This is a genomic window from Stenotrophomonas geniculata ATCC 19374 = JCM 13324 (assembly GCF_001431625.1).
Lineage (GTDB): Bacteria > Pseudomonadota > Gammaproteobacteria > Xanthomonadales > Xanthomonadaceae > Stenotrophomonas > Stenotrophomonas geniculata.
On record NZ_LLXT01000130.1, the window covers coordinates 1 to 22,445 of the forward strand.

Sequence of the window (22,445 nt, forward strand, 5' to 3'; positions counted from 1 at the left end):
CAACAAAAAACCCGGCCGAGGCCGGGTTTTTCGCATGACCATACAACGAGCAGGAATCAGTCGCCCTGCTGCTTCTGCAGGTGCTCCCAACGCTCCTGGGCGTCGATGGTGCGTTCGGCGGTCAGGCGCGCTTCCAGGCGCTCCAGGCCGATTTCTTCACCGGTGTCGACGCAGTAACCGTAGTCGCCCGCTTCCAGGCGCTTCAGGGTGCTGTCGATCTTGCCGATCAGCTTGCGGTAGCGGTCGCGGGTACGCAGTTCCAGCGAGTTCTCGGTCTCGCGGGTCGCGCGCTCGGCTTCGTCGCCGATGTCACGCACTTCCTCACGAAGATTCTCGATGGTCTGCTTGGACTCTTCCACCAGGTCCGCGCGCCAGTTCTGCAGACGCTGACGGAAGTACTCCTGCTGCAGCGGGCTCATGTATTCCTCTTCCGAGGACGGCTTGTAGCCAGTCGGCAGGATCGGGCGGCCGGTGGCCTCGTCGGTCTTGTACTCGACCACCTTGTACTTGCTGCGCGGGGCCGGTGCAGCCGAGCGGGCGGCGACGGCCACGGCAACCTTGCCGACAGGGCGCGACACGGTCTTCGGGGCGGAATCGGATTTCACGGCGGTTTTGGCAGGCGATTTCGAAACGGGCACGGGATTCTTGGATTGCGGGGCCTTCGAAGCGGCAGGAGCGGCGGCCGGGGCCGGCTTGGAAGCCGGTTGGGCTGCTGCCACTGCCACGGTCTTGACCGGGACAGGCTTGGCCGGAGCCGGCTTGGCAGCAGGCTTCGGTGCGGACTTCACTACTGGGGCCGGGGCCGGCTTCACGGCCGGCACGGCAACATTCTTGGCAACCTTCTTTACAGCGGCAGGCGTGGCAACCGGTTTAGCCGCAGCGACCTTCTTGGCCGCGGGCTTGGCGACCGGCTTGGCTGCAGCCTTCTTCACCACCGCCTTCGGCGCCGGCTTGGCCGCGGCCTTCTTCGCCACCGGCTTGGCGGCGGCCTTCTTCACCGGCGCGGCCTTGCTGGCGGCCTTCTTCATCACCGGCGCCTTCTTGCTGGCCGCGGCAGGCTTGGCCTTGGCGGGCGCAGCAGCCTTCTTCGCCACCGGCTTGGTTGCCTTGACCGGCGTTTTCTTTGCGGTGGCCTTCCTGGCCGCCGGTTGCGAGGACGCTGCCTTGGTCGCCGGCTTGCTGGCCGGTTTCTTGGCAACGGGCTTTGCCGCCAACTTCTTCACAACAGGCTTGGCGGTTTTCTTGGCGGCCGTTGCGGCCTTCTTTGCAGTTTTTTTAGCAGCCACGAAACGCTCTTCCTTGGATTCCCCGGGGCCCGGGAAAGCGGGCCTTTATAGCCTACCCGACCCGCAGCAGCAACCTCGACCCCCTGCTCCATTCAGTCCTGGAGTCAAGGCGCCCTTGGAGGCAGTCCGACGAACACGGACCGCCTTGCGCGGTACGGAACCTGGCCAGCACCCGAAGGTGCTGGTACCGGTCGCAGGCCATCGGCGACATGCGACCAACGGCCCATCCTGCACAAATGCGGCCTTCATGCCAACTGGCATAAGATGACTGGGTGATCTCGCGCCTGCTCATTGCCCTGCTGCGCTTCTACAAGCGCTTCATCAGCCCCCTGCTGGGGCCACGCTGCCGTTTCGTGCCGAGCTGTTCTGAATACGCGATGGAAGCCATCTCGCGGCACGGCCCGCTGCGCGGCAGCTGGCTGGCTGCGCGCCGGCTGGGCCGCTGCCACCCGTTCCACCCCGGCGGCTTCGACCCGGTGCCCGAATCCAACCACGCCCCCTCTTGCCGTTGCACAGGAAAACACTGACATGTCCTCCACCCTCATCACCAACGCCCGGATGGTCAACGAAGGCCGCACCTTCGACGGCGACCTGCGCATCGAGAACGGCCGCATCGCGCAGATCGGCAATGGGCTGGCGCCGCGCGACGGCGAGCAGGTGGTGGACGCGGCCGGACGCTGGCTGCTGCCTGGCATGATCGATGACCAGGTGCACTTCCGCGAACCGGGCCTGACCCACAAGGGCGACATCGCCAGCGAATCGGCGGCGGCCGTGGCCGGTGGCCTGACCAGCTTCATGGACATGCCCAACACCAACCCGCCGACGCTGGATTCGACCATCCTGGAAGCCAAGTACGAACTCGCGCGCGGCCGCGCCTGGGCCAACTACGGCTTCTACCACGGCGCCAGCAATGACAACCTCGAAGCGATCCGTGCGCTGGACCCGAAGAAGGCCCCGGGCGTGAAGGTGTTCATGGGCGCCTCTACCGGCAACATGCTGGTGGACAACCCGGAAACGCTGGATGCGATCTTCCGCGAATGCCCGACCCCGATCATCACGCACTGCGAAGACACGCCGATGATCGATGCCAACCTGAAGGCCTTCCAGGAAAAGTACGGCGACGCGCTGACCCCGGACATGCATCCGGATATCCGTTCGCGCGAGGCCTGCATCAAGTCGACCCGGCTGGCGATGTCGCTGGCGCGCAAGCACGGCACCCGCCTGCATGTACTGCACATCTCCACCGCCGACGAACTGGCGCTGTTCGAGAAGGGCCCGCTGATCCGCGCCGATGGCAGCCGCAAGCAGATCACCGCTGAAACCTGCGTGCACTTCCTGCACTTCGCGCGCCCGGATTACGCGACCAAGGGCAACCTGATCAAGTGCAACCCGGCGATCAAGGAAGTGTCCGACCGCGAGGCGATCACCGCTGCGCTGGCCGACGACGTGCTGGACGTGCTGGCCACCGACCATGCGCCGCACACCTGGGAAGAGAAGCAGAAGCCCTACGCGCAGGCGCCGTCGGGCCTGCCGCTGGTGCAGTACGCACTGGTGGCCGCGCTGGAGCGCGTGCACGAAGGCAAGCTGACCCGCGAGCAGGTGGTGCAGAAATTCGCACACGCACCGGCACAGCTGTTCGACGTGGAAGAACGCGGCTTCCTGCGCGAAGGCTACTTCGCCGACCTGGTGCTGGTGGAAGACGTGCCATTCACCGTCAAGCGCGAGGACGTGCTGTCCAAGTGCGGCTGGTCGCCGTTCGAAGGCACCACCTTCCGTTCGCGCGTGGCCTCGACCTGGGTCAACGGCCAATTGGTGTGGGACGGCAGCAAACTGGTGGGTGAACCGGCCGGCCAGCGCATGACCTACGACCGCTGATGCGCAAGGTATTTCTGTTCGGGGCGCTGCTGCTGGCCGCGCCCCTGTTCACCGCACCGGCGGCGCAGGCGCAGGATGGCATCGGCAGCCTGATCGACAGTCGCGTGGTGTTTCCGGCCAGCGCGTCGCAGGGCGCGCTGGTGATCGGCAAGGTGCCCGCCGGCAGCCGCGTGCAGTACGCCGGCCGCCAACTGCGGGTGAGCGGCTATGGCAGTGTGGTGTTCGGCATCGGTCGCGACGAGAAGGGCCCGTTGCGCGTGCAGGTACAGCGCCCCGATGGTGGCAGCGAGACGGCGACCATTGCGGTGACGCCGCGCGACTGGCCCACCGAGCGGGTCAACGGCGTGCCGCCGAAAACGGTGAACCCGCCGCCGGCGATTGCCGAGCGGATCAAGCGCGAACAGGCGCAGGTGACCGCGGCACGTGCCCGCGATGACGACCGCACTGATTTCACCCAGACCTTCATCTGGCCGGTGCAGGGCCGCATCAGTGGCCGCTTCGGCAATGCGCGTGTCTACAACGGTCAACCTGGTGCCGGTCATTCCGGCATGGACATCGCGGTGCCGAACGGCACCCCGGTGAAGGCACCGGCCGCCGGCATCGTCACCTTCGCCGGCCCGGACCTGTACCTGACCGGTGGCACGCTGCTGCTCGACCACGGCTTCGGGGTCAGCTCCAACTTCCTGCACCTGTCGCGCATCGACGTGAAGGTCGGCGACCGGGTGGAACAGGGCCAGGTGATCGCCGCGGTCGGCGCCACCGGTCGCGCCACCGGCCCGCACCTGCACTGGGGCATGAACTGGTTCGATACCCGCATCGACCCGTTGCTGGTGTTGGAGCGTAAATAACGCGCGCAACGCGCTGTGGTAGGTGCCGACCTTGGTCGGCACAACCTCATGGAGCGTGCGGACCAAGGTCCGCACCCACCAGAATCGATCAACCGCGGGCAGCCCACCACACGCGCAGCAGGGTGCGCACCGGGGTGGCTTCGATCGGCTTGCCTGCGGCCTGCGCCGCCACGCGTGCGCGCGCCAGGCTGGACCACACACGGCGCGGGCGCGGGCCGGGCACGCGACTGCCCCACCCCTTCAGCAGGTACTGCGCCCAGCGCTGCGCAGCCGTGCTGGAATCCTCATCCAGCAGGCTGCGCGGTACACCGGCCACGCCGGCATCCTGCAGGCGCTGGGCAAGGGTCTGCAGCTGCACCGCACGACCAGCGCCGGTGCGCGGCTTGTCGTTGAACAGCGCCGCTTCCACCGCGGCAACCGCGTCGGCGTAATTGGCCAGCGCACGCTCGGCACCGGCCGCATCCAGCGCGACCGTGCGCGCTTCAACCAGATCGGGCAGCGCTTCGGCCAGCTGCGCCCACGGCGCACGCACCGGTTCCAGCAAGCGACCCAACGGGTGGCGCGACCTGTGCGCAGCCCAGCTGCGCAGCTCCTCGCCCCACCAAGCCAGCTTGGCGTCGGCCGGCAACGGATCGCCGCCGGTATTGAGCATGTCGTCGAACTCCTGCAGCAGCGCAAACCACGCCACTGCAAGCTCGCGTTGCGATTCGGCCACGAACGGGGCGGCCACCGACCATTCCGGCCAACGGCTGCGCCACTTGTCGAGGAAACTGTCCAGCGCGGTACTGCTCACTACGTCATTCCTTACGGCTGGGCCGGGGCTGCCGGCCGGGTCGGCCAGAGACTGGCCAGTTGCAGAAGTCCGGCGTTCTCGACCAGCACGTCGGCCTGCCAGGCCAGCGGGTCGTCGCTGTGCAGGCGATAGCCCCACAGTGCCGCCACCGACGGCATGGCCGCGGCACGCGCGGCGATGATGTCGCGCTCGTCGTCGCCCACGTACACGCAGTCTTCGGCGGCAACGGCGATCGCCTGCGCCGCGTGCAGCAGCGGCAGCGGATGCGGCTTGCGCTCGGCCAGGCTGTCACCACCCACCAGCACCGCACAGCGCTGCTGCCAGCCGTGCTGCGGCAGGATCAGGCGCGCCAGATACTCGGGCTTGTTGGTGACGATGCCCCACACGGTACCGGCGGCATCCAGCGCGGCAAGCATGCCGGCCACGCCATCGAACAGCACCGCGTGCTGGCCGATCAATGCTTCATAGCGCTGCAGGAATTCCGGGATCAATGCATCGCGCGCAGCGGCATCCAGGTCCGAGAATGCCGCACCGACCATCGCGCGCGAGCCCTTGGACACCACCGGGCGCAACAACGCCGGATCGATCGGTGCACGGCCACGTTCGGCCAGCATCGCATCGCAGGTGGCAACGAAGTCCGGCGCGCTGTCCAGCAGGGTGCCGTCCAGATCGAACAGCACCGCGCGCGGGAAGCGGGCAGAGGTCATGCCGGCTTGACCGCGTAGGCCAGGTAGTTGATGTCGGTGCGGCTGCTCAGGCGGGCATGGTTGCGCCACGGCTCGTAGGCCATGCCGCTGACATCCACCAGCTGGACGTCGGCCTCGCGCAGCCAGCGCGCCAGCTCTGCCGGCTTGATGAATTCCTGGTAGTGGTGCGTGCCCTTGGGCAGCAGCCGCGCCACGTACTCGGCACCGACAATCGCCACCGCGAATGCGGCAGCGGTGCGGTTGATGGTCGACAGGAACAGGTGGCCGCCCGGCTTCAGCAGGCGCTTGCAGGCCTCGATGATCGCGCCCGGATCCGGCACGTGCTCGAGCATTTCCATGCAGGTGACCACATCGAAACTGCCCGGCTGCTCGGCAGCCAGGTCCTCGGCGGCCTGGACGCGATAATCCACCTTGGCACCGCTTTCCAGCGCGTGCAGGCGCGCGACCTTGACCAGTTCCGGGGCCAGGTCGATGGCGGTGACGTCGGCACCGGACTGCGCCAGCGCCTCGCTCAGCAGGCCGCCACCACAGCCGATGTCGAGCACACGGGCACCGCGCAGTGGCACGCGGTCGGCCACGTACTTCAGCCGCACCGGGTTCAGCGCATGCAGCGGCTTCTGCGGGCCATCAGCGTCCCACCAGCGGTTGGCCAGCGCGGCGAACTTGTCCAGCTCGGCCTGATCGAAATTGGAGGATGCGTGGGGGGCAGTCATGAGGGTGTCCTTGCGGCGCCAGGGTTCAGGCGCGGATATGGCGGATGCGCTCGCGCCACTGGCGCGCGTTGGCGATGATGCCCGGCAGGTCCATGCCGACCAGCTCGCGCTGCACCAGCTTCGGCTTGCCGGCAATCCAGACATCGCTGACCTGCTGGCGGCCGGTGGCGTACACCAGCTGCGACAGCACGTTGTGCAGCGGCTGGGTTTCCAGCGCGGACAGGTCGACGCAGACCAGGTCGGCCTGCTTGCCGACCTCGATCGAACCGATGCGGTCACCGAAGCCCAGCGCGCGGGCGCCGCCCAGCGTGGAGGCACGCAGCGTGGTGGCTGCATCCAGCGCGGTGGCGTCGTCGGCCACGGCCTTGGCCAGGATCGCCGCCGTGCGGTTCTCGCTGAACATGTCCAGGTCGTTGTTGCTGGCGCAGCCGTCGGTGCCGATCGCCAGGTTCACGCCGGCGCGCTGCAGGGCGCAGGCCGGGCAGAAACCGGAGGCCAGCTTCAGGTTCGATTCCGGGCAGTGCACCACGCTGACGCCACGTTCGGCGCACAGGTGGATTTCCGCGTCGGTCAGCTGGGTCATGTGCACCGCGATCAGGCGGTCGTTGACCAGGCCGAGGCGATCCAGCCGCGCCAGCGGGCGCTGGCCGTGCAGCTTGATCGAATCGGTGATTTCCTGCGCGGTCTCGTGGGTGTGCAGGTGCACCTGCATGTCGAGCTGGTCGGACAGCATCCGCACCCGCTCGAAGTTGGCATCGTTGACGGTGTACGGCGCATGCGGCGCGAACGCGGTGCCGATCAGCGGATCGGTGCGCCACTGGTCATGCAGTTCACCGGCCTTGGCGAAGTACTCGTCGTCGGTCTTGGCCCAGGCGGTGGGGAAATCGATGATGACCGCGCCAACCAGCGCGCGGAAACCGTGCTTCTTGTAGACCGCGGCCTGCACATCGCCGAAGAAATAGTTCTCGTTGGCGCAGGTGGTGCCACCGCGCAGCATCTCGGCGATGGCCAGGGTGGTGCCGTCGGCAACGAATTCGGGGCCGATTACCGCGGCTTCCACCGGCCAGATGTGCTGCTGCAGCCAGGTCATCAGCGGCAGGTCGTCGGCGACGCCGCGCAGCAGGGTCATCGGGTTGTGCGTGTGCGCGTTGACCAGGCCCGGCATCAGTGCGGCCTCGGGGCGGCTGACCACCTGGGCGGCGCGGAAACGCGCGCGCGCCTCGGCGCGCGGCAGGATCGCGATGATCTCGCTGCCACGCACGGCCACGGCGTGGTCTTCCAGCACCACCGCATGCGGCTCGATCGGAACGACGTAACCGGCTTCGATGAGCAGGTCGCAGGCTTCGGGGAGGTGCGGGCTATCGCTCATGCGGGCTCACTGGCTATTGGAGAAGGGCCTGGCGGGAGGCGGTAGCGCCGGGCCATGCCCGGCGGCTGTCCGCTGCGGCGCCATGGGCGCCAGCAACGGGTCCGGGCGATGCCCGGAAAGCCGAGCACGGGCTCGGCTCTACAGTCTGGTCGACCTGCGGCCGGAACCTTACTTGACGCGTGCGGAGTACTCGCCCGAACGGGTGTCGACGCGGATCACTTCGTCCTGGTTGACGAACAGCGGCACGCGGACCACGGCACCGGTTTCCAGGGTGGCCGGCTTGCCGCCGCCGCCCGAGGTGTCGCCACGGACGCCCGGATCGGTTTCAGTGATCTTCAGTTCAACGAAGTTCGGCGGCTGCACGAAGATCGGCTCACCATTCCAGAGGGTGACCACGCAGGACTCTTCGCCCTTCAGCCACTTCTCGGCGCCGCCCATGCCGGCCTTGGTGGCCTGGACCTGCTCGAAGGATTCCGGGTCCATGAAGTGCCAGTACTCGCCGTCGCTGTACATGAAGTTCATGTCGGTATCGACGACGTCGGCTGCATCCAGCGAGTCGGTCGACTTCATGGTCACTTCCTGGGTACGGCCGTCCTTGATCAGGCGGTACTTCACGCGGGTGAAGGCCTGGCCCTTGCCCGGCTTGACGTATTCGGTGTCGATGATGACGGCCGGTTGGTTGTTGACCAGGATCTTCATCCCGTTCTTGACGTCGTTCATGCCGTAGCTGGCCATGCGTAAACTCCTGAGTGGCAAAAACGCCGCTGGTGCGGCGAGCCGTTAGAATGGAAAGCCCACCGGATGCCGGTGGGCGACTGTTTTTCTGCCCCCATGATAACCGCAGGCCCCCTCTCCATGCAGCTTTCCGCCTTCCCACGGCCCCAGTCGCCAGGTGCGCCCGCGCGCTGGCAGCAGCTCTGGCGCCAGGCGCTGCGCGACCCGCACGCGCTGCTGGCCCGGCTGCAGCTGGACCCGGCCGCGCTGGGCGTCTCGGAGGCGGCCATGGCCCAGTTCGCGCTACGCGTGCCGGAAGGCTTCGTGGCCCGCATGCGCCCTGGCGATGCGGCCGACCCGCTACTGCGCCAGGTGCTGCCGATCGACGAGGAAATGTGCCCGGTGCCCGGGTTCAGCTTCGATGCGGTGGGCGACGGTGCCGCCAAGAAGGCCACCGGCGTCATCCAGAAGTACCGTGGCCGTGCCCTGCTGGTCGCCACCGGCAGCTGCGCGATCAACTGCCGCTACTGCTTCCGCCGCCACTTCGACTATGGGGCGGAGAACGCCGCCAAGGGTGGCTGGCAGGAGGCCGTAGCCGCCATCGCCGCCGACCCGGACATCGACGAGGTGATCCTGTCCGGCGGTGACCCGCTGTCGCTGGCCACGCACAAGCTGGCCGAGCTGACCGACGCCCTGCGCGCGATCCCGCATATCCGCCGCCTGCGCATCCATACCCGGCTGCCGATCGTGCTGCCGGAGCGCGTGGACGATGAACTGGTCTCCTGGCTGGGCAGCCTGCCGTGGCCGCTGGCGATCGTGGTCCACGCCAATCATGCCAATGAATTCGATGCCAGCGTAGACGCGGCGATGGCCCGCCTGCGCGGCATCGGCGCCCAGCTGCTGAACCAGGCGGTGTTGCTGCGCGGGGTCAACGACAGCGTGCAGGCCCTGCAGGACCTGAGCGAGCGCAGCTTCGCCGCCGGCGTGCTGCCCTACTACCTGCACCAGCTGGACCGGGTCGAGGGCGTGGCCCATTTCGAAGTGGACGATGCCCAGGCCAAGGCACTGATTGCCGGCCTGACCGCACGCCTGTCCGGCTACCTGATCCCCAAGCTGGTGCGCGAACTGCCCGGCGATCCGAGCAAGCGCCCGGTGTAGCCCCAAAAAAAGGGGGACGGAGGGGATTAAGTCGCTTATGCATTTGCGACTTAATCCCCTCCGTCCCCTTTTTTGTGTCGGTCAGATGCCCGATTCGATCATCCGCACCACTTCGGTGGCGGTCACCGGGTGGCTCAGCCAATAGCCCTGCCCAAGGTCGCAGCCGCGCTGCGCCAGCAGCTCGAACTGCGCCTGCTGCTCGATGCCTTCGGCCACCACGGTGATGCCCAGCGCGTGGGCCATGGCAATGATCGCCGTGGTCAGCGCGAGGTCATCGGGGTCACGCTGCATGTCGGCCACGAAACTCTTGTCGATCTTCACGCCGTCCACGGGTACCTGGCGCAGATGACTGAGCCCGGAGAAGCCGGTCCCGAAATCATCCAGCCAGACCTTCACGCCGGTGCGGTGCAGCTTGTCCAGCAGCTGCGCGGCAACCATCTCGTCGCCGATCACGGCGGTTTCGGTCAGCTCCAGATGCAGGCGCGACGCCGGCAGCCCGGACTCATGCAGGCACTGCGCGACCAGTGCCGGCAGCTCACCGCCGCGCAACTGCCTTGGCGACACGTTGACCGACACGAACAGGTCGTCCCCGGCCGCCCCGCGCGGCCACTGCGAGGCCTCCATGCAGGCCGCACGCAGGACCTTCGGGCCGATGATCTCGATCAGCCCACTCTGCTCGGCTACCTCGATGAACACCGAGGGCGGAATCGTGCCCAGGGTCGGGTGCTGCCAGCGCAACAGTACTTCAACGCCGACCATCCGGCGGTCGCGCATGCGGAAGATCGGCTGGTAGGCCAGGCGCAGTTCGCCGCGCTCCCAGGCACCGCGCAGCTCCTGTTCCATATGCACGCGACGCTCGACCGCATGGTCCATCGCCCGGCTGTAATAGCGATAGCAGTTCTTGCCGGCCATCTTCGCCTGGTACATGGCGATGTCGCCGTTCTTCAGCAGGGTGGTCGCATCGGCTGCATCGTCGGGGAACAGGGTCACGCCGATCGAGGTGCCCAGGAACAGTTCCCTGCCCTGCACCACCAGCGGCTTGCCCAGCTCGCGCACCAGCACTTCGGCCAGCAGCCGCGCGTTGGCGGCCACATCACCGTCGCCCACCAGGATCACGAACTCGTCTCCGCCGAAGCGCGCCAGCAGGGTTTCATCGCCCCCGGCCTCGGTGACCGCGCGGCCGATGCGCTGGGCGAACTGCAGCAATGCCTCATCGCCGGCCTCGTGGCCAAGGGTGTCATTGACCCGCTTGAAGTCGTCGATATCGGCGAACAGCAGGCCCAACCGGTGATTGGCGGCACGGGCGGCCATCAACCGATGATCAAGCGCCTCGCGGAATGCCAGCCGGTTGGTCAGCCCGGTCAGCGCGTCGGTATAGGCCATGCGCCGCACTTCGCGGTCATGGCGGGCGATCGCATCGCGCATCCGGGCGAAACCACGTACGAGTTCGCCGACCTCATCGTCGCGGGTGTTCTCGGCCAGGGGCGTCTGGTAGTCACCGGCCTCGATGCGACGCGCGGCGACGGCAAGATCACGGATCGGCGCGACCAGGGTGCGCTGCACGTACAGGATCACCACCACGCCGATCACCACCAGCAGGCCCAGCATCAGCAGCAGCCAGCCCAGGTGACGGCTGCCGACCTGCTGCAGGCGCTCGCCCAGGGTGGCGTTGGCCGCCTGCTCGCGCTGCTGCACCTCATCCAGCGCCATGCCGACCCGGACGCCGCCAATGCGCTGGTTGCCGATCATGATCGGCATGGTGTTGTCGAGCACCTTCGGCGATTCCTGCACGACCAGCATCTGCGCGGCTGCAGCCTTGGGTGCCAGGGGATCGGCCATCGGCTGGCCGAATCCGGACACCTCGACCGAGCCGTCGTGTACCAGCCGGCCGCGTTCGTCGAACACCAGTACATAGCGCACCACGGGCTGGCGCGCGGTACTGCGTACCAGTACGCCGACCTGGTCCAGATCGCGGTAGTACAACGGGTTGGCCAAGGCGTCGGACAACTCACGCGCCATCGCCTCGCCGCGGCTGCGCACGCTGCGGTCGAACAGTTCATGGATGACGCCGCCGCTGAGGTTGCGCACCTCGCTCTGCATCGCCGTCTGCCGCCCCAACAACACTGCAAGGATCGCGATCACCACGACCATCGCCCCGCCCATCGCGAGCAGGAACCGGGCCTGCATCCCCGAGCCAAGCCACTTCATTCCACTTCCATCCGCACGCGCGTCAATCCTTGTTTCAATTCATCCAACCGCTGCTGCGCATGCGCATCGACGCGGTGGAACCCGGAAGTGCCAAAAAACCGATGCAGCGCCCCCTGCGCCTGCGGGTCGCTGGCTGCCTGCAGCAGCACTTCCTGCAGGCGATCGCGCACGCGTGGATCCAGGTCGGCGCGGACCATCTCCACCGCACGCGGGTAGGGTTCGGTGCGCAGCAGCTCGCGGAAGTCGCGCCGGAACGCTGCCGGCATCCGCCGCTCGTCATTCCAGTCCACGCTGCTCACCGCTCCCACGTCAACCACCCCCTTGTGCACGAACGTCGCGATGTTCAGCTCGCTGCGTGCAAATACGTAACCCACACTGTCCCGGCCCGGCATGTCCCATGCACCGGCCAGGATCTGGGGCGACAGGCCCTCCTGCAGCAACGTCATCACCGGCACCAGATAGGCACTGGTGGACGCCGTGTTCTGCAGGGCCAGGCGATGGCCCCGCAGATCCTGTACGCGCTGGATCGGGCTGTCGCGGCGCACGAAGAACACCGTCTGGTAATCACGCACGCCGTTGCGCTCGGTCAGCAGCAGTGGGCGGGCGCCACTGCGCTGGCCCAGCGCCACCGCCGTACCCGAGGTTTCGGTGACCCAGTCGACCCTGCCCCGCCGCAGATAGCTGGCCATCTGCTGCGGGTCGCGTGCCATCAGGATCCTCCCCTCCTTGATGCCAACGTCGTGCATGCGCGCCACCACGTAGTCCAGCAAGGGCTGCAGCTGTTCGTAATGCGCCTTGGGATCATCGCTGATCCGGCCCAGCACCAGTACCGGGTCCGGTGCTGCACGCACCGTCCCGGCCAGCAGGACCATGGCCAGGCTCAGCAGTCCCCCCTGCATTGCCTTTCGCAGACCCGACACAGGCTTCATCCCCCCTGGGTATCCAGACAGACTACCCGAAAAAATGAGAACGTCGTCAGCTGTCCTTGTTGCCCGCTTGTGCCAGTCGCGCCATGCGCTGGGTGTCGGCGAGGATGCCGCGCAACAGGCGCACTTCCTGCTCGCTGGGTTCGCTGCGCAGGAACAGGCGGCGCAGCTTGCGCATCGCCGATTCCGGGGCGCGGCCCTTGTGGAAATCGATCTCATCCAGCGTGTCGCCAAGCTGGGCGAAGAAGCTCTCCATCTGCTCGTGGCTGGCCGCCTGTTCGCGGAAGCCCGGCTCGGCGTCGGCTGCAGGCTGCGCACCCAGCAGCTGCATGCGCGTTTCATAGGCCAGCACCTGCACGGCAGCAGCCAGGTTGAGCGAGCTGAACTCCGGGTCGGACGGGATGTGCACCGCTGCATGGCACAGCTGCAGTTCCTCGTTGGTCAGGCCGGTGCGCTCACGGCCGAACACCAGCGCCACCTCGGCACCCTCGCCGGCCTTGGCCACCGCGCGGGCAGCGGCATCGGCCGGCAGGTACTCCTCCAGCTGGACACGGCGGGCACGGGCGGTGCAGCCCAGCACCAGGCGGCAGTCAGCCACGGCCTCGGCCAGAGTCGCCACCACCGGGGCGTCCCCCAGTACGTCTTCGGCACCGGCCGAGCGCCGGAAGGCCTCCTCGTCCAGCGGCTTTTCGGGAGCGACCAGTACCAGGCGGGCCAGGCCCATGGTCTTCAGGGCACGGGCGGCGGCCCCCATGTTGCCGGGGTGCTGGGTACCGACCAGGACGAATCGGAGGCGGGTGGCGGCGGGAAACTGGGACATGAACAGGGAAAAGGTCGAGCTGGACGATGACCAATGGTAAACTGTGCGGCCGGCCACTGCGCCGGACCCGCTCTCTTCCCCCGCCAGTCCATCTCTTCTGCCTTTCCGGGAGCCCACGCCATGCAGAAACCCGCCGTAACCGTCATGGTCAAGGCCGCCCGCCTCGCCGGCAACGTCCTGTTGCGCAACATCAACAAGCTCGAGGCACTGAACGTGGTGCAGAAGGGCCGGATGGACTACGCCAGCGAAGTGGATGCGGACGCGGAAAAGGTCATCGTCAAGGAACTCAAGCGCGCCTACCCGGACTACGGCATCTTCGGTGAAGAAGGTGGCGTGCAGGGCGAGCGCCGCCAGATGTGGGTCATCGACCCGCTGGACGGCACCAGCAACTACCTGCGCGGCGTGCCGCACTACTGCGTGTCGATCGCCCTGGTCGAAAACGGCGAGCCGACCGATGCGGTCATCTTCGACCCGCTGCGCAATGAACTGTTCACCGCCAGCCGTGGCGCGGGTGCCGTGCTGAACGACCGCCGCATCCGCGTGGCCGACCGCAAGGATCTGGAAGGCACGATGATCCACACCGGCTTCGCCCCGCGCGAGCGTTCCCGCGCCAGCGCCCAGCTCAAGGCAGTCGACGCCCTGCTGGTGCACGGCGAGGACATCCGCCGTACCGGTTCGGCGGCACTGGACCTGGCCTACGTGGCCTGCGGCCGCGCCGACGCCTACTTCGAAGCCGGCGTGAAGGCATGGGACATCGCTGCCGGCCTGCTGCTGGTCCGCGAGGCCGGCGGCAAGGTCTGCGACTTCAAGGGCGCGACCCTGGGCCGCATGGACAACCGCGGCCCGGAGACCCACCAGATCGTGGCCGGCAACCTGAAGGTGGCCGAGTCGCTGCAGAAGGTGCTGGTGAACACCGGTTACGCCGCCGAGTTCGACGCGAAGTTCTGAGGTTCCGTGTAAAGCGGTTCATGGAGACGGCACCTGCGAAGGTGCCGTTTTCGTTTGTGCGCACGGAGAGTCGTTTCCGCGACCGCGAAGGGGTGTCGCTTTCTTTGCGCGCAAAGAAAGTAACCAAAGAAACGCTCCGCCTGCCGCGAGCCGACGCGCTGCGCACACCGGTGCCCTGCGCTCCTCGGCCCGCCGAGGGACGGTGCGGGAACTCGCTGCTCAGACACCCACACCTCTTCGCCCTCGCCGGACCTGCGGTGCTCGGCTCGCTTGAAGGCGGACTGGAAGGTCAAGATCAAGAGCAACAGCATCCACGCATGGCGTGAATCTACGGGGTGCAGCTGTAGCATTTGACCTTGGGTCCGCCTTGAGCGAGCCGAGCATCGCAGGGGAATCAGGGGCGAAGAGGCGCCGATGTTTGAGCGAAGCGAGTTCGGCGCCGCCCCCTGATTCGCCGAGAAGCGCAGGGTACCGTCGCGTAGCGACGGCTCGCGCCCCGGCGGCGTGTTTCTTTGGTTACTTTCTTTGCACGAGCAAAGAAAGTGACACCTCCCCGCGGGCGCGGAATCGATCCGCCAGGCACGACCCGGCATCAGCAATGCATCCCCACAAACAAAAACGCCCGGCGCGAGGCCAGGCGTTCCTGCACTACCTTGAAAGCAGAAGCTTACGCCACCGTCGAAGCCCGCAGCGCGGCGATGCGCTCTTCCAGCGGCGGGTGGCTCATGAACAGCTTCTTCGCCGTCGAACCGGCAATACCGAACGCCGCGATCTGGGTCGGCAGCGTGCTCTGGCCGTGGTTGAGCTGCAGGCGCTCCAGCGCGGCGATCATCTTCTGGCGGCCGGCCAGCGAGGCACCACCCGCATCGGCGCGGAACTCGCGGTGGCGCGAGAACCACATCGAGATCATCGTGGCGAACAGGCCGAACACCATCTCCAGCACGAACACGATGATGTAGTAGGCGAAGCCGCGGCCGCCGCCTTCGCGGTTGCCCGACAGCGCGCTGTCGATGATGCCGCCGACCACGCGGGCCAGCACGATCACGAAGGTGTTCAGCACGCCCTGCAGCAGCGCCATGGTGATCATGTCACCGTTGGCGACGTGGGCGATCTCGTGGCCCAACACCGCTTCGGCTTCATCTTCGCTCATGTTGTGCAGCAGGCCGGTGGACACCGCCACCAGCGCATTGTTGCGGTTGGCGCCGGTGGCGAAGGCGTTGATCTCCGGGCCTTCATACACCGCCACCTCCGGCATGCCGATGCCGGCCGCCTTGGCCTGGCGCTCGACCGTGGCCAGAAGCCAGCGTTCGGTCTGATTGCGCGGCTCGGTGATCACCACCGCACCGGTGGAGCGCTTGGCCATCCACTTGGACAGCAGCAGCGAGATGAGGGAGCCACCAAAACCAAAGATCGCGGCCATGACCAGCAGGCCGCTCATCTTGCTCGGGTCGGTTCCCAACAGCGACATCACGATGCTGGCGAGGATCAGGACCGCGAAATTGGTCGCCAGGAACAGGGCAATGCGGGTAAACATGGGAAAATCCGGCTCGGAAGGGGTCGATACCGGTCAATTTGCGGTGTGGTCAGCTTGAATTCAAGCGCCAACCTGACCGACGATTCAGCCAGCATGACCTCCCCCATTCCCTGCGGCCGCTTCGCGCCCTCGCCGACCGGCCTGCTCCACCCCGGATCCCTGCTCGCCGCCTTCGGCAGCTGGCTGCTCGCGCGCCATCACGGCGGCCTGTGGCGGCTGCGCATCGAAGACGTCGACCCGCCGCGCACCGTGCCCGGTGCCGCCGAGTCACAACTGCAGGCACTGGCGGCGTTCGGGCTGGTCCACGATGGCCCGATCTTCTGGCAGAGCGCGCGCGGCGAGGCCTACCAGGCTGCGCTGGACGTACTGCTCGCCAGCGACCAGGCCTTTGTCTGCCACTGCAGCCGCGGCGACCTGGCCGCCAGCGGCGGCATCCACCATCACTGCGTCGCCCGGCAACCGCGACCGGACCCCGCCGTCCGTTTCCGCGTGCCACCGGGCAGCATCGTGCACTTCGACGATGGCCTGCGCGGCCCGCAGCAGCAGGACGTGCATGCCGAGGTCGGCGACTTCGTGCTGCGCCGTGCCGATGGCTGCTGGGCCTACCAGCTGGCGGTGGTGGTCGATGACGCCGCGCAGGGGGTGACCGAAGTGGTGCGCGGTGCCGACCTGCTCGACTCCACGGCACGGCAGATCCTGCTGCAGCAGGCCTTGGGGCTGGCGGTACCGCGCTACTGGCACCTGCCGCTGCTGCTCGATGCCCCGGGCCACAAGCTGTCCAAGTCGCTGGCCGCGCTGCCGGTGGACAGTTCGCGCCCGCTGCCCGTGCTGCGCCAGCTCTGGCAACTGCTCGGCCAGGCACCTGAAGCGCTGGAACCTGCGCACGATCTGGACACGCTGCTGGCGGCCGCTCGGAATGCCTTCGACCCAGCGCGGCTGCCACGTACCGACATCCTGCTGCCAGCCGGCGCACTTTCCGCGCCGATGTTGCAGAATCACCCTTCCCCCACCTGATACCCGGACAGCACTCCATGACATCTCGCGTCGCACTGGTCACCGGCGGAACCGGCGGCATCGGTACCGCCATCTGCCAACGCCTGGCCGACCAGGGCCACCGGGTCGCCACCAACTACCGCGACGAGGCCAAGGCCCGCGCCTGGCAGCAGGCGATGACCGAACGCGGCTACAGCGTGTCGATCTTCCCGGGCGATGTCTCCGATCCGGGCAGCGCCGAAGCGCTGGTGCGTGCGGTCGAAGCCGCGCTGGGCCCGGTCGAGATCCTGGTCAACAACGCCGGCATCACCCGCGATACCACGTTCCATCGCATGCGCGCGGACCAGTGGCACGATGTGATCAATACCAACCTCAATTCGGTGTTCAACGTCACCCGTCCGGTCATCGAGGGCATGCGCCGCCGCGGCTGGGGCCGGGTCATCCAGATCAGCTCGATCAACGGCCTGAAGGGCCAGTACGGCCAGGCCAACTACGCGGCGGCCAAGGCCGGCATGCACGGTTTCACCATCTCGCTGGCGCGCGAGAACGCCGGCTTCGGCATTACCGTCAACACCATTTCGCCCGGCTACGTCGCCACCGACATGGTGATGGCGGTTCCGGAGGAAGTGCGCGCCAAGATCATCGCCGATATCCCCACCGGACGCCTCGGCAAGCCGGAGGAAATCGCCTACGGCGTCTCGTTCCTGGTTGCCGACGAAGCCTCGTGGATCACCGGTAGCAACCTGGACATCAACGGCGGCCACCATATGGGTTGGTAAGCCGCGCAGGGGACCCTCGCAGCGATCGCCGCCGGCCCATGCCAAGAGTCATGCTGCGCAGCACGCAAACCCTTGTTGCGCAACATGATCGCCGCCGAAAGCCAAGCCTGGCGGGGGCTGAGGCGGTTGCAACGGCTGCTGCACTGCGCCATGCTGCGCGTCTACTGTGACGAGTACCGCTTCATGGCTGCGACCCGCATCATCAAGAAGTATCCGAACCGCCGTCTCTACGACACCGAGATCTCCAGCTACATCACCATCGAGGACGTGCGCCAGCTGATCCTGGACGGTGAAGACTTCGAAGTCCGCGACGCCAAGAGCGGCGACGACCTCACGCGATCAGTCCTGCTGCAGATCATCGCCGACCAGGAACAGGACGGCGAACCGATGCTGTCCACCCAGCTGCTGAGCCAGTTGATCCGCTTCTACGGCGACTCCCTGCAGGGCTTCATGGGCAATTACCTGGAGCGCAGCATGCAGGTCTTCCTCGACCAGCAGCAGCAATTCCGCCAGCAGATGGGTAACCTGCTGGGGCAGACCCCATGGGCGATGATGAACCAGCTGACCGAGCGCAACCTGGAGCTGTGGCAGGAATTCCAGCGCAACATGGGCACGGGCTTCGGTGGCCCGCGCCCGGGCGGCACCGGAACGGGAACCGGGGCAGGTACCGGCAACAAGCCGAACGAACCGGGCGCCGGCACCGGCGGCAAGACCCGCCGCTGAGCTGCAGCAACGGTTGATACGAAAACGGCGCGCCCCTGGCGCGCCGTTTTGTTTGAATCGCGTCGGCGATACATCAGCGTTTCGCCTTGCACCCCGTGCATACGCGCTCGACCTTGTAACCCTTCGCCTTCAGCTTCTCGACCACGCCGTCGTTGCCCAGCAGGTGCAGCGTGCCCACCACCACCAGCGTGCCGCCCTGCCCGGCCTGCAGGTACGGCAGCAGCTTCGGCACCCAGGCGTCATTGCGGCCGGTATTGATGCGCTGGTAAAGCTGTGGATACTGCTGGCGCATTTCCGCCGCCATCCTGGTCCACAACAGGCGCTCGTCACCCCGGCGCCAGGCATCATGCAGCTGGCGTGCCTGCTCGTCGGCCTTGCCAGCCTGGTCCAGCGCTTCGGCCAGCATCTGCCGCTGTTCCTGCAGCGTCATTCCGTCGAGCATGCCGATCTGGGTATCGATGTCTTCCAGTCCCGCGGTCTTGCGCCCGGTCTTCTGCGCACGCTCCATGAAGTGACGATCCAGGCCCAGTGCGGGGTCCAGGCCCAGCTTCTGCATCTGCCCGACCGAAATGCTCAGGCCGACAAACCACGGCTTCATGCCCTGCATCTGCGCCAGCGGCAGCTTGTTCTCGGTGGCGAACACCTGCAGCTTCTGCCAGGTCGCAGCATCCAGGTCACGCTTGAGCTCGCTGCCATCGGTGCGGACCGCTGCCTGCACCATGCGGCTGGCCAGCTGTGGCGACTGCATGTCTTCCGGCGACAGTTCGAACACGACCCGCTGCGAGGCCTCGAACGCCTGTTCGACATCGGGCGACAACGGGTAGTCCTGCGGCTTCAGCAGGTGGAAGGAACCGAGCAGGTAGAGGCGCGAGTCGCCCGGTCCAGTCACTTTCCACAGCAACGGCACCGGCGGCTTGGCCACCGCTGCGCCAGCGGTATCGGCTTGCGCGGTACGCGCTGCAACCAGCGGTGCCAGCGCACAGGCCGCCAGTACAACGGCGGTACGCAACAGGGATCTGATCGGCATATCAGCCTTCTCCTTCAGGCAGGTGGTAAGCCTTCTCGCCCGCTTCCACGCGCAGGTCCAGCCGGTTTTCCGGCGGCGCCAACGGGCAGGTCGCGTAGGCGGTGAACGCACACGGCGGGTTGTAGGCATGGTTGAAATCGATGCGTATCGTGCCATCGGCTGCCGGCGCATCGGTATCCAGGTAACGCCCCGCCGGATAGCTGCCGCGGCCACTGGTGCGGTCGGCAAAGATCAGGAACAGCGGTTGACCGGGCGCACCAATCGCCTCCAGCCGCCAACTGCGGCCATCACGCTGGAACTCGACCGCGCCTGCGTTGGGCATCTCGGTGGTCAGGCCAGTGATATCGACGATCGGCAGGGTTTTGCCCGGCGAGTGCGCGATGAAGCGCGCCTGCACCTGCCAGTCAGGACCACCCGGCCAGTACTCCAGTCCTGCAAAATCTCGGCGTGCCGGCGCATCGGCATGCTTGACCCGCAGCGCATCGCGCGGGCCGCGGCGGATGATGCTGAGCTGCCCCTTGCTGCCATCGAAGGCCAGCAGCGTCGGCTGCGGATCCTTGTCGGTGTCGACACGGATGCGGCCGCGCACCGGCTGCCCGTCATGGCTGACGTCAACGCCGGCCTCAGGTGTGAACCACCATTGGCTGCCTTCGCGGCGCAGCAGGCCCAGCTTGTCCGGCCCAACCGCCAGGCGGATGCCATTGGTCGCGCCGCTGCCGACGAAGTGCGATTTGTTCTGCAGCCAGTGCAGGCCGACCAGCGCTGTCCAACCGTCCGGCCGGGTCAGATCCTGGTAGCGCGCTACCCGCCACTGCTGCTGCGTGGCCGCGTAGGCCGGATCTTCAGTGACCTTCGGCGCCGGCGGTGTCGCCGGGCTGCAGGCAACCAACACCAGAGCGGCCAGCAGGCCGCCCACTCCCCGATAACGCATCGATGCTCCCCTCAACGTCCGCGCAGGAACCAGCGGTCGATCTCCGCCAGCGAAAAACGGGCCCAGGTCGGTCGGCCGTGGTTGCACTGGCCAGACCGCTCGGTAATTTCCATGTCGCGCAGCAGCGCGTTCATCTCCGGCACGGTCAGGCGCCGGTTGGCGCGCACCGCACCATGGCAGGCCATGGTCGACAGCAGTTCATCGCGCGCACTGGCCACGCGCCGGCTCTGGCCGTGTTCGCGCAGGTCGGTCAGCACGTCGCGCAGCAGCCCTTCCGGTTCGGCATGCGCCAACAGCGCTGGAATGCTGCGCACATGCAGGGATCCGGGGCCGGCGCGGGTCACCTCGAAGCCGAGCGCCGCCAGTGTGTCGGCTTCGCTTTCGGCAGTGTCGGCCTCACGCTCGCCCACTGCCAGCGTGATCGGCACCAGCAGCGGCTGCGACTGCAGGCCGATACCGTCGTGCGCGTTCTTCAGGCGCTCGTAACCGATGCGCTCGTGCGCGGCATGCATATCGACCACGATCAAGCCTTCTGCATTCTCGGCCAGGATGTAGATGCCATGCAGCTGCGCGATCGCGTAGCCCAGCGGCGGCACGCCTGCGTCGGCACTGGTGACCGGCAGTCCGTTCTCGGTCGGCATTGGCGGCAGCGCAGCACCGCGCTCGGCGCCGGCTGGTGCGGCATACAGCGCGGCATAGGCAGCCGGAGCATCGGCCACCTGCAGCCCCAGCGGTTGCTGCGGGCGCCAGCCCGAGAATCCACCACCGCCGCCACTCGAACCGGCACCCGGTGCGGCACCGCGGACCAGACCGAAACCGGAGGCGCCTGCACTGGAGACCATCGATGCCGCACCTGCATCCGCCGGATGCGCGGAGCCGGCACCGATGTCCTGCGCCGACATGCCGGCACGGGTATCGGCCAGCGCATCCTTCAGCGTGCGGTAGACAAAATCATGCACCAGCCGCGAATCACGGAAACGCACCTCGTGCTTGGCCGGGTGCACGTTGACATCAACGCGGGTCGGGTCGAGCTCAAGGAACAGCACATAGGCCGGCTGGCGACCGTGGTACAACACGTCGCCGTAAGCCATCTTCACCGCATGGGCGACGCTGCGGTCGCGCACCGAACGGCCGTTGACGTACAGGTACTGCTGGTCGGCGCTGGCGCGCGAATAATGCGGTTGCGCGATCCAGCCGTGCAGGCGCAGGCCGGCACCACTGTGGTCGACGCGCACGGCCTGGTTGGCGAAATCCTCGCCCAGCGTTTCAGCCAATCGCGCATCGGAATACAGATCGCCCGGCTTGTAGCGGCGCGAGGCCTTGCCGTTGTGCGACACGCGCAGCTCGACATCCGGCCGCGCCAGCGCCAGCGAACGCAGCCATTCTTCGATATGGCCCAGCTCGGTACGCTCGGCGCGCAGGAACTTGCGCCGCGCCGGTACGTTGTAGAACAGCTCGCGCACTTCTACCGTGGTGCCCGGCGCATGCGCGCGCGGGGTCACTTCGCCGATCTTGCCGCCTTCGATCTGCAGCGCCGAACCGTGTTCGTCATGTGCGCGACGCGAGGACAGGGTGAAACGGCTGACCGAGGCGATCGACGGCAGCGCTTCACCCCGGAAGCCGAGCGTGGCCACCGATTCGAGGTCGTCCAGATCGGCGATCTTGCTGGTGGCATGGCGCGATACCGCCAGCGGCAGCTGTTCCGGTGCGATGCCACTGCCGTTGTCGCGGATGCGGATGCGGATCAGGCGTACACCGCCCTCTTCAAGATCGATATCAACGCGGCTGGCACCGGCGTCGATCGCGTTCTCGACCAGCTCCTTGACCACCGACGCGGGACGTTCGACCACTTCGCCGGCGGCGATCTGGTTGATGAGGATCTCCGGCAACGGCCGGATCGGGCGCGGATGGGTAGCAGACGTCATGCGGGGATGATAACGGAGCGGCCGAGGGTAGAGTCGAGCCATGCTCGACTGACGGGCTACCAGCAAGGCCCAGTCGAGCATGAATCATCCCGCGTGCCCAGCGGCAGGGTCCGCGCGCATGGCGTTGCGTTCATCAGAAGGGCGCCCATCGGTCATGGGGCGCGGCTC

Annotated in this window: 21 protein-coding genes; 8 read left to right on the plus strand and 13 right to left on the minus strand. The window is 67.2% G+C overall.

Going from position 1 to position 22,445, the window contains the following annotated elements:
* Positions 1-56: 56 nt before the first annotated feature.
* Complete coding sequence (gene dksA, locus ARC63_RS16710; protein WP_029380091.1) at positions 57-1,286, minus strand: RNA polymerase-binding protein DksA; 1,230 nt, start codon at positions 1,284-1,286, stop codon at positions 57-59.
* 272 nt (positions 1,287-1,558) lie between these two features.
* On the opposite strand from dksA, the gene yidD reads away from it, so the two are divergent.
* The 3 genes from yidD to ARC63_RS16725 are packed head-to-tail and all read left to right on the plus strand — an operon-like array spanning position 1,559 to position 4,009.
* A complete protein-coding gene (gene yidD / locus ARC63_RS16715) occupies positions 1,559-1,813 on the plus strand; it encodes a membrane protein insertion efficiency factor YidD (protein ID WP_010486626.1) in 255 nt (84 codons plus the stop codon).
* A gap of 1 nt (position 1,814) precedes the next feature.
* Complete coding sequence (locus ARC63_RS16720; RefSeq protein WP_005417725.1) at positions 1,815-3,161, plus strand: dihydroorotase; 1,347 nt, start codon at positions 1,815-1,817, stop codon at positions 3,159-3,161.
* Positions 3,161-4,009: a M23 family metallopeptidase gene (locus ARC63_RS16725; RefSeq protein WP_057503861.1), complete on the plus strand. Its 849-nt coding sequence runs from the start codon at positions 3,161-3,163 to the stop codon at positions 4,007-4,009. The genes ARC63_RS16720 and ARC63_RS16725 overlap by 1 nt, the downstream gene beginning before the upstream one ends.
* A gap of 88 nt (positions 4,010-4,097) precedes the next feature.
* On the opposite strand, the gene ARC63_RS16730 is transcribed toward ARC63_RS16725, so the two are convergent.
* The 5 genes from ARC63_RS16730 to efp all read right to left on the minus strand — a co-directional run bounded on the left by ARC63_RS16730 (position 4,098) and on the right by efp (position 8,326).
* The gene (locus ARC63_RS16730; protein ID WP_053443313.1) at positions 4,098-4,802 is read right to left on the minus strand and encodes a squalene/phytoene synthase family protein; all 705 of its coding nucleotides are present in this window, start codon (positions 4,800-4,802) and stop codon (positions 4,098-4,100) included.
* 11 nt (positions 4,803-4,813) lie between these two features.
* Complete coding sequence (locus ARC63_RS16735; RefSeq protein WP_057503862.1) at positions 4,814-5,509, minus strand: phosphoglycolate phosphatase; 696 nt, start codon at positions 5,507-5,509, stop codon at positions 4,814-4,816.
* Positions 5,506-6,222, minus strand: coding sequence for a bifunctional 2-polyprenyl-6-hydroxyphenol methylase/3-demethylubiquinol 3-O-methyltransferase UbiG (gene ubiG, locus ARC63_RS16740; RefSeq protein WP_043400917.1), 717 nt, complete (start codon positions 6,220-6,222; stop codon positions 5,506-5,508). The genes ARC63_RS16735 and ubiG overlap by 4 nt, the downstream gene beginning before the upstream one ends.
* A gap of 25 nt (positions 6,223-6,247) precedes the next feature.
* Positions 6,248-7,591, minus strand: coding sequence for a TRZ/ATZ family hydrolase (locus ARC63_RS16745; RefSeq protein ID WP_010486614.1), 1,344 nt, complete (start codon positions 7,589-7,591; stop codon positions 6,248-6,250).
* 168 nt (positions 7,592-7,759) lie between these two features.
* The gene (efp, locus tag ARC63_RS16750) at positions 7,760-8,326 is read right to left on the minus strand and encodes an elongation factor P (RefSeq protein ID WP_005410381.1); all 567 of its coding nucleotides are present in this window, start codon (positions 8,324-8,326) and stop codon (positions 7,760-7,762) included.
* A gap of 120 nt (positions 8,327-8,446) precedes the next feature.
* Between efp and epmB the strand changes: the two genes are divergently transcribed.
* Complete coding sequence (gene epmB, locus ARC63_RS16755; protein WP_057503863.1) at positions 8,447-9,463, plus strand: EF-P beta-lysylation protein EpmB; 1,017 nt, start codon at positions 8,447-8,449, stop codon at positions 9,461-9,463.
* A gap of 81 nt (positions 9,464-9,544) precedes the next feature.
* Here the strand turns inward: epmB and ARC63_RS16760 are convergent, their stop codons facing one another.
* From ARC63_RS16760 to ARC63_RS16770, 3 genes are all read right to left on the minus strand, one after another.
* Positions 9,545-11,671 (minus strand): putative bifunctional diguanylate cyclase/phosphodiesterase, encoded by a 2,127-nt coding sequence (locus ARC63_RS16760; RefSeq protein ID WP_049482288.1) that lies wholly within the window; start codon positions 11,669-11,671, stop codon positions 9,545-9,547.
* Entirely contained in the window at positions 11,668-12,570 is a 903-nt protein-coding gene (locus ARC63_RS16765) for a phosphate/phosphite/phosphonate ABC transporter substrate-binding protein (protein ID WP_032952775.1), read from the minus strand. Before ARC63_RS16765 ends, ARC63_RS16760 begins: the two co-directional genes overlap by 4 nt.
* A gap of 76 nt (positions 12,571-12,646) precedes the next feature.
* Positions 12,647-13,417: an RNA methyltransferase gene (locus ARC63_RS16770; protein ID WP_010486603.1), complete on the minus strand. Its 771-nt coding sequence runs from the start codon at positions 13,415-13,417 to the stop codon at positions 12,647-12,649.
* A gap of 120 nt (positions 13,418-13,537) precedes the next feature.
* Between ARC63_RS16770 and ARC63_RS16775 the strand changes: the two genes are divergently transcribed.
* Positions 13,538-14,365, plus strand: coding sequence for an inositol monophosphatase family protein (locus ARC63_RS16775; protein WP_005417749.1), 828 nt, complete (start codon positions 13,538-13,540; stop codon positions 14,363-14,365).
* 667 nt (positions 14,366-15,032) lie between these two features.
* Here ARC63_RS16775 and htpX read toward each other — a convergent pair.
* Complete coding sequence (htpX, locus tag ARC63_RS16780; protein WP_057503864.1) at positions 15,033-15,899, minus strand: protease HtpX; 867 nt, start codon at positions 15,897-15,899, stop codon at positions 15,033-15,035.
* A 93-nt stretch (positions 15,900-15,992) separates the two neighbouring features.
* Here htpX and gluQRS point away from each other — a divergent pair, with 93 nt between their 5' ends.
* The 3 genes from gluQRS to phaR all read left to right on the plus strand — a co-directional run bounded on the left by gluQRS (position 15,993) and on the right by phaR (position 18,394).
* On the plus strand, positions 15,993-16,913 hold the full coding sequence (gluQRS, locus tag ARC63_RS16785; RefSeq protein ID WP_057503865.1) for a tRNA glutamyl-Q(34) synthetase GluQRS: 921 nt from the start codon (positions 15,993-15,995) through the stop codon (positions 16,911-16,913).
* A gap of 17 nt (positions 16,914-16,930) precedes the next feature.
* The gene (gene phbB / locus ARC63_RS16790) at positions 16,931-17,671 is read left to right on the plus strand and encodes an acetoacetyl-CoA reductase (RefSeq protein ID WP_010486596.1); all 741 of its coding nucleotides are present in this window, start codon (positions 16,931-16,933) and stop codon (positions 17,669-17,671) included.
* Between the two features lie 183 nt (positions 17,672-17,854).
* Positions 17,855-18,394, plus strand: coding sequence for a polyhydroxyalkanoate synthesis repressor PhaR (phaR, locus tag ARC63_RS16795; protein WP_010486594.1), 540 nt, complete (start codon positions 17,855-17,857; stop codon positions 18,392-18,394).
* Positions 18,395-18,467: 73 nt separating this feature from the next.
* On the opposite strand, the gene ARC63_RS16800 is transcribed toward phaR, so the two are convergent.
* From ARC63_RS16800 to mutL, 3 genes are read right to left on the minus strand one after another with little or no spacing between them, the layout of a single operon-like run.
* Positions 18,468-19,421 (minus strand): TraB/GumN family protein, encoded by a 954-nt coding sequence (locus tag ARC63_RS16800; protein ID WP_057503866.1) that lies wholly within the window; start codon positions 19,419-19,421, stop codon positions 18,468-18,470.
* A gap of 1 nt (position 19,422) precedes the next feature.
* Positions 19,423-20,352, minus strand: a complete 930-nt coding sequence (locus ARC63_RS16805; protein WP_057503867.1) for a DUF1684 domain-containing protein — start codon at positions 20,350-20,352, stop codon at positions 19,423-19,425.
* Between the two features lie 11 nt (positions 20,353-20,363).
* On the minus strand, positions 20,364-22,277 hold the full coding sequence (mutL, locus tag ARC63_RS16810; RefSeq protein ID WP_057503868.1) for a DNA mismatch repair endonuclease MutL: 1,914 nt from the start codon (positions 22,275-22,277) through the stop codon (positions 20,364-20,366).
* Positions 22,278-22,445 lie beyond the last annotated feature (168 nt).

What these genes read in the sequence shown, in the direction of transcription:
- epmB (WP_057503863.1), top strand. Translation starts at nt 8,447, where the DNA reads ATGCAGCTTTCCGCCTTCCCACGGCCCCAGTCGCCAGGTGCGCCCGCG.
- ARC63_RS16770 (WP_010486603.1), bottom strand. Translation starts at nt 13,417, where the DNA reads ATGTCCCAGTTTCCCGCCGCCACCCGCCTCCGATTCGTCCTGGTCGGT.
- ARC63_RS16735 (WP_057503862.1), bottom strand. Translation starts at nt 5,509, where the DNA reads ATGACCTCTGCCCGCTTCCCGCGCGCGGTGCTGTTCGATCTGGACGGC.
- efp (WP_005410381.1), bottom strand. Translation starts at nt 8,326, where the DNA reads ATGGCCAGCTACGGCATGAACGACGTCAAGAACGGGATGAAGATCCTG.
- ARC63_RS16775 (WP_005417749.1), top strand. Translation starts at nt 13,538, where the DNA reads ATGCAGAAACCCGCCGTAACCGTCATGGTCAAGGCCGCCCGCCTCGCC.
- phaR (WP_010486594.1), top strand. Translation starts at nt 17,855, where the DNA reads ATGGCTGCGACCCGCATCATCAAGAAGTATCCGAACCGCCGTCTCTAC.
- ARC63_RS16765 (WP_032952775.1), bottom strand. Translation starts at nt 12,570, where the DNA reads ATGCAGGGGGGACTGCTGAGCCTGGCCATGGTCCTGCTGGCCGGGACG.
- mutL (WP_057503868.1), bottom strand. Translation starts at nt 22,277, where the DNA reads ATGACGTCTGCTACCCATCCGCGCCCGATCCGGCCGTTGCCGGAGATC.
- ARC63_RS16800 (WP_057503866.1), bottom strand. Translation starts at nt 19,421, where the DNA reads ATGCCGATCAGATCCCTGTTGCGTACCGCCGTTGTACTGGCGGCCTGT.
- gluQRS (WP_057503865.1), top strand. Translation starts at nt 15,993, where the DNA reads ATGACCTCCCCCATTCCCTGCGGCCGCTTCGCGCCCTCGCCGACCGGC.
- ARC63_RS16745 (WP_010486614.1), bottom strand. Translation starts at nt 7,591, where the DNA reads ATGAGCGATAGCCCGCACCTCCCCGAAGCCTGCGACCTGCTCATCGAA.
- ARC63_RS16805 (WP_057503867.1), bottom strand. Translation starts at nt 20,352, where the DNA reads ATGCGTTATCGGGGAGTGGGCGGCCTGCTGGCCGCTCTGGTGTTGGTT.
- ARC63_RS16760 (WP_049482288.1), bottom strand. Translation starts at nt 11,671, where the DNA reads ATGAAGTGGCTTGGCTCGGGGATGCAGGCCCGGTTCCTGCTCGCGATG.
- phbB (WP_010486596.1), top strand. Translation starts at nt 16,931, where the DNA reads ATGACATCTCGCGTCGCACTGGTCACCGGCGGAACCGGCGGCATCGGT.
- htpX (WP_057503864.1), bottom strand. Translation starts at nt 15,899, where the DNA reads ATGTTTACCCGCATTGCCCTGTTCCTGGCGACCAATTTCGCGGTCCTG.
- ubiG (WP_043400917.1), bottom strand. Translation starts at nt 6,222, where the DNA reads ATGACTGCCCCCCACGCATCCTCCAATTTCGATCAGGCCGAGCTGGAC.
- ARC63_RS16725 (WP_057503861.1), top strand. Translation starts at nt 3,161, where the DNA reads ATGCGCAAGGTATTTCTGTTCGGGGCGCTGCTGCTGGCCGCGCCCCTG.
- ARC63_RS16720 (WP_005417725.1), top strand. Translation starts at nt 1,815, where the DNA reads ATGTCCTCCACCCTCATCACCAACGCCCGGATGGTCAACGAAGGCCGC.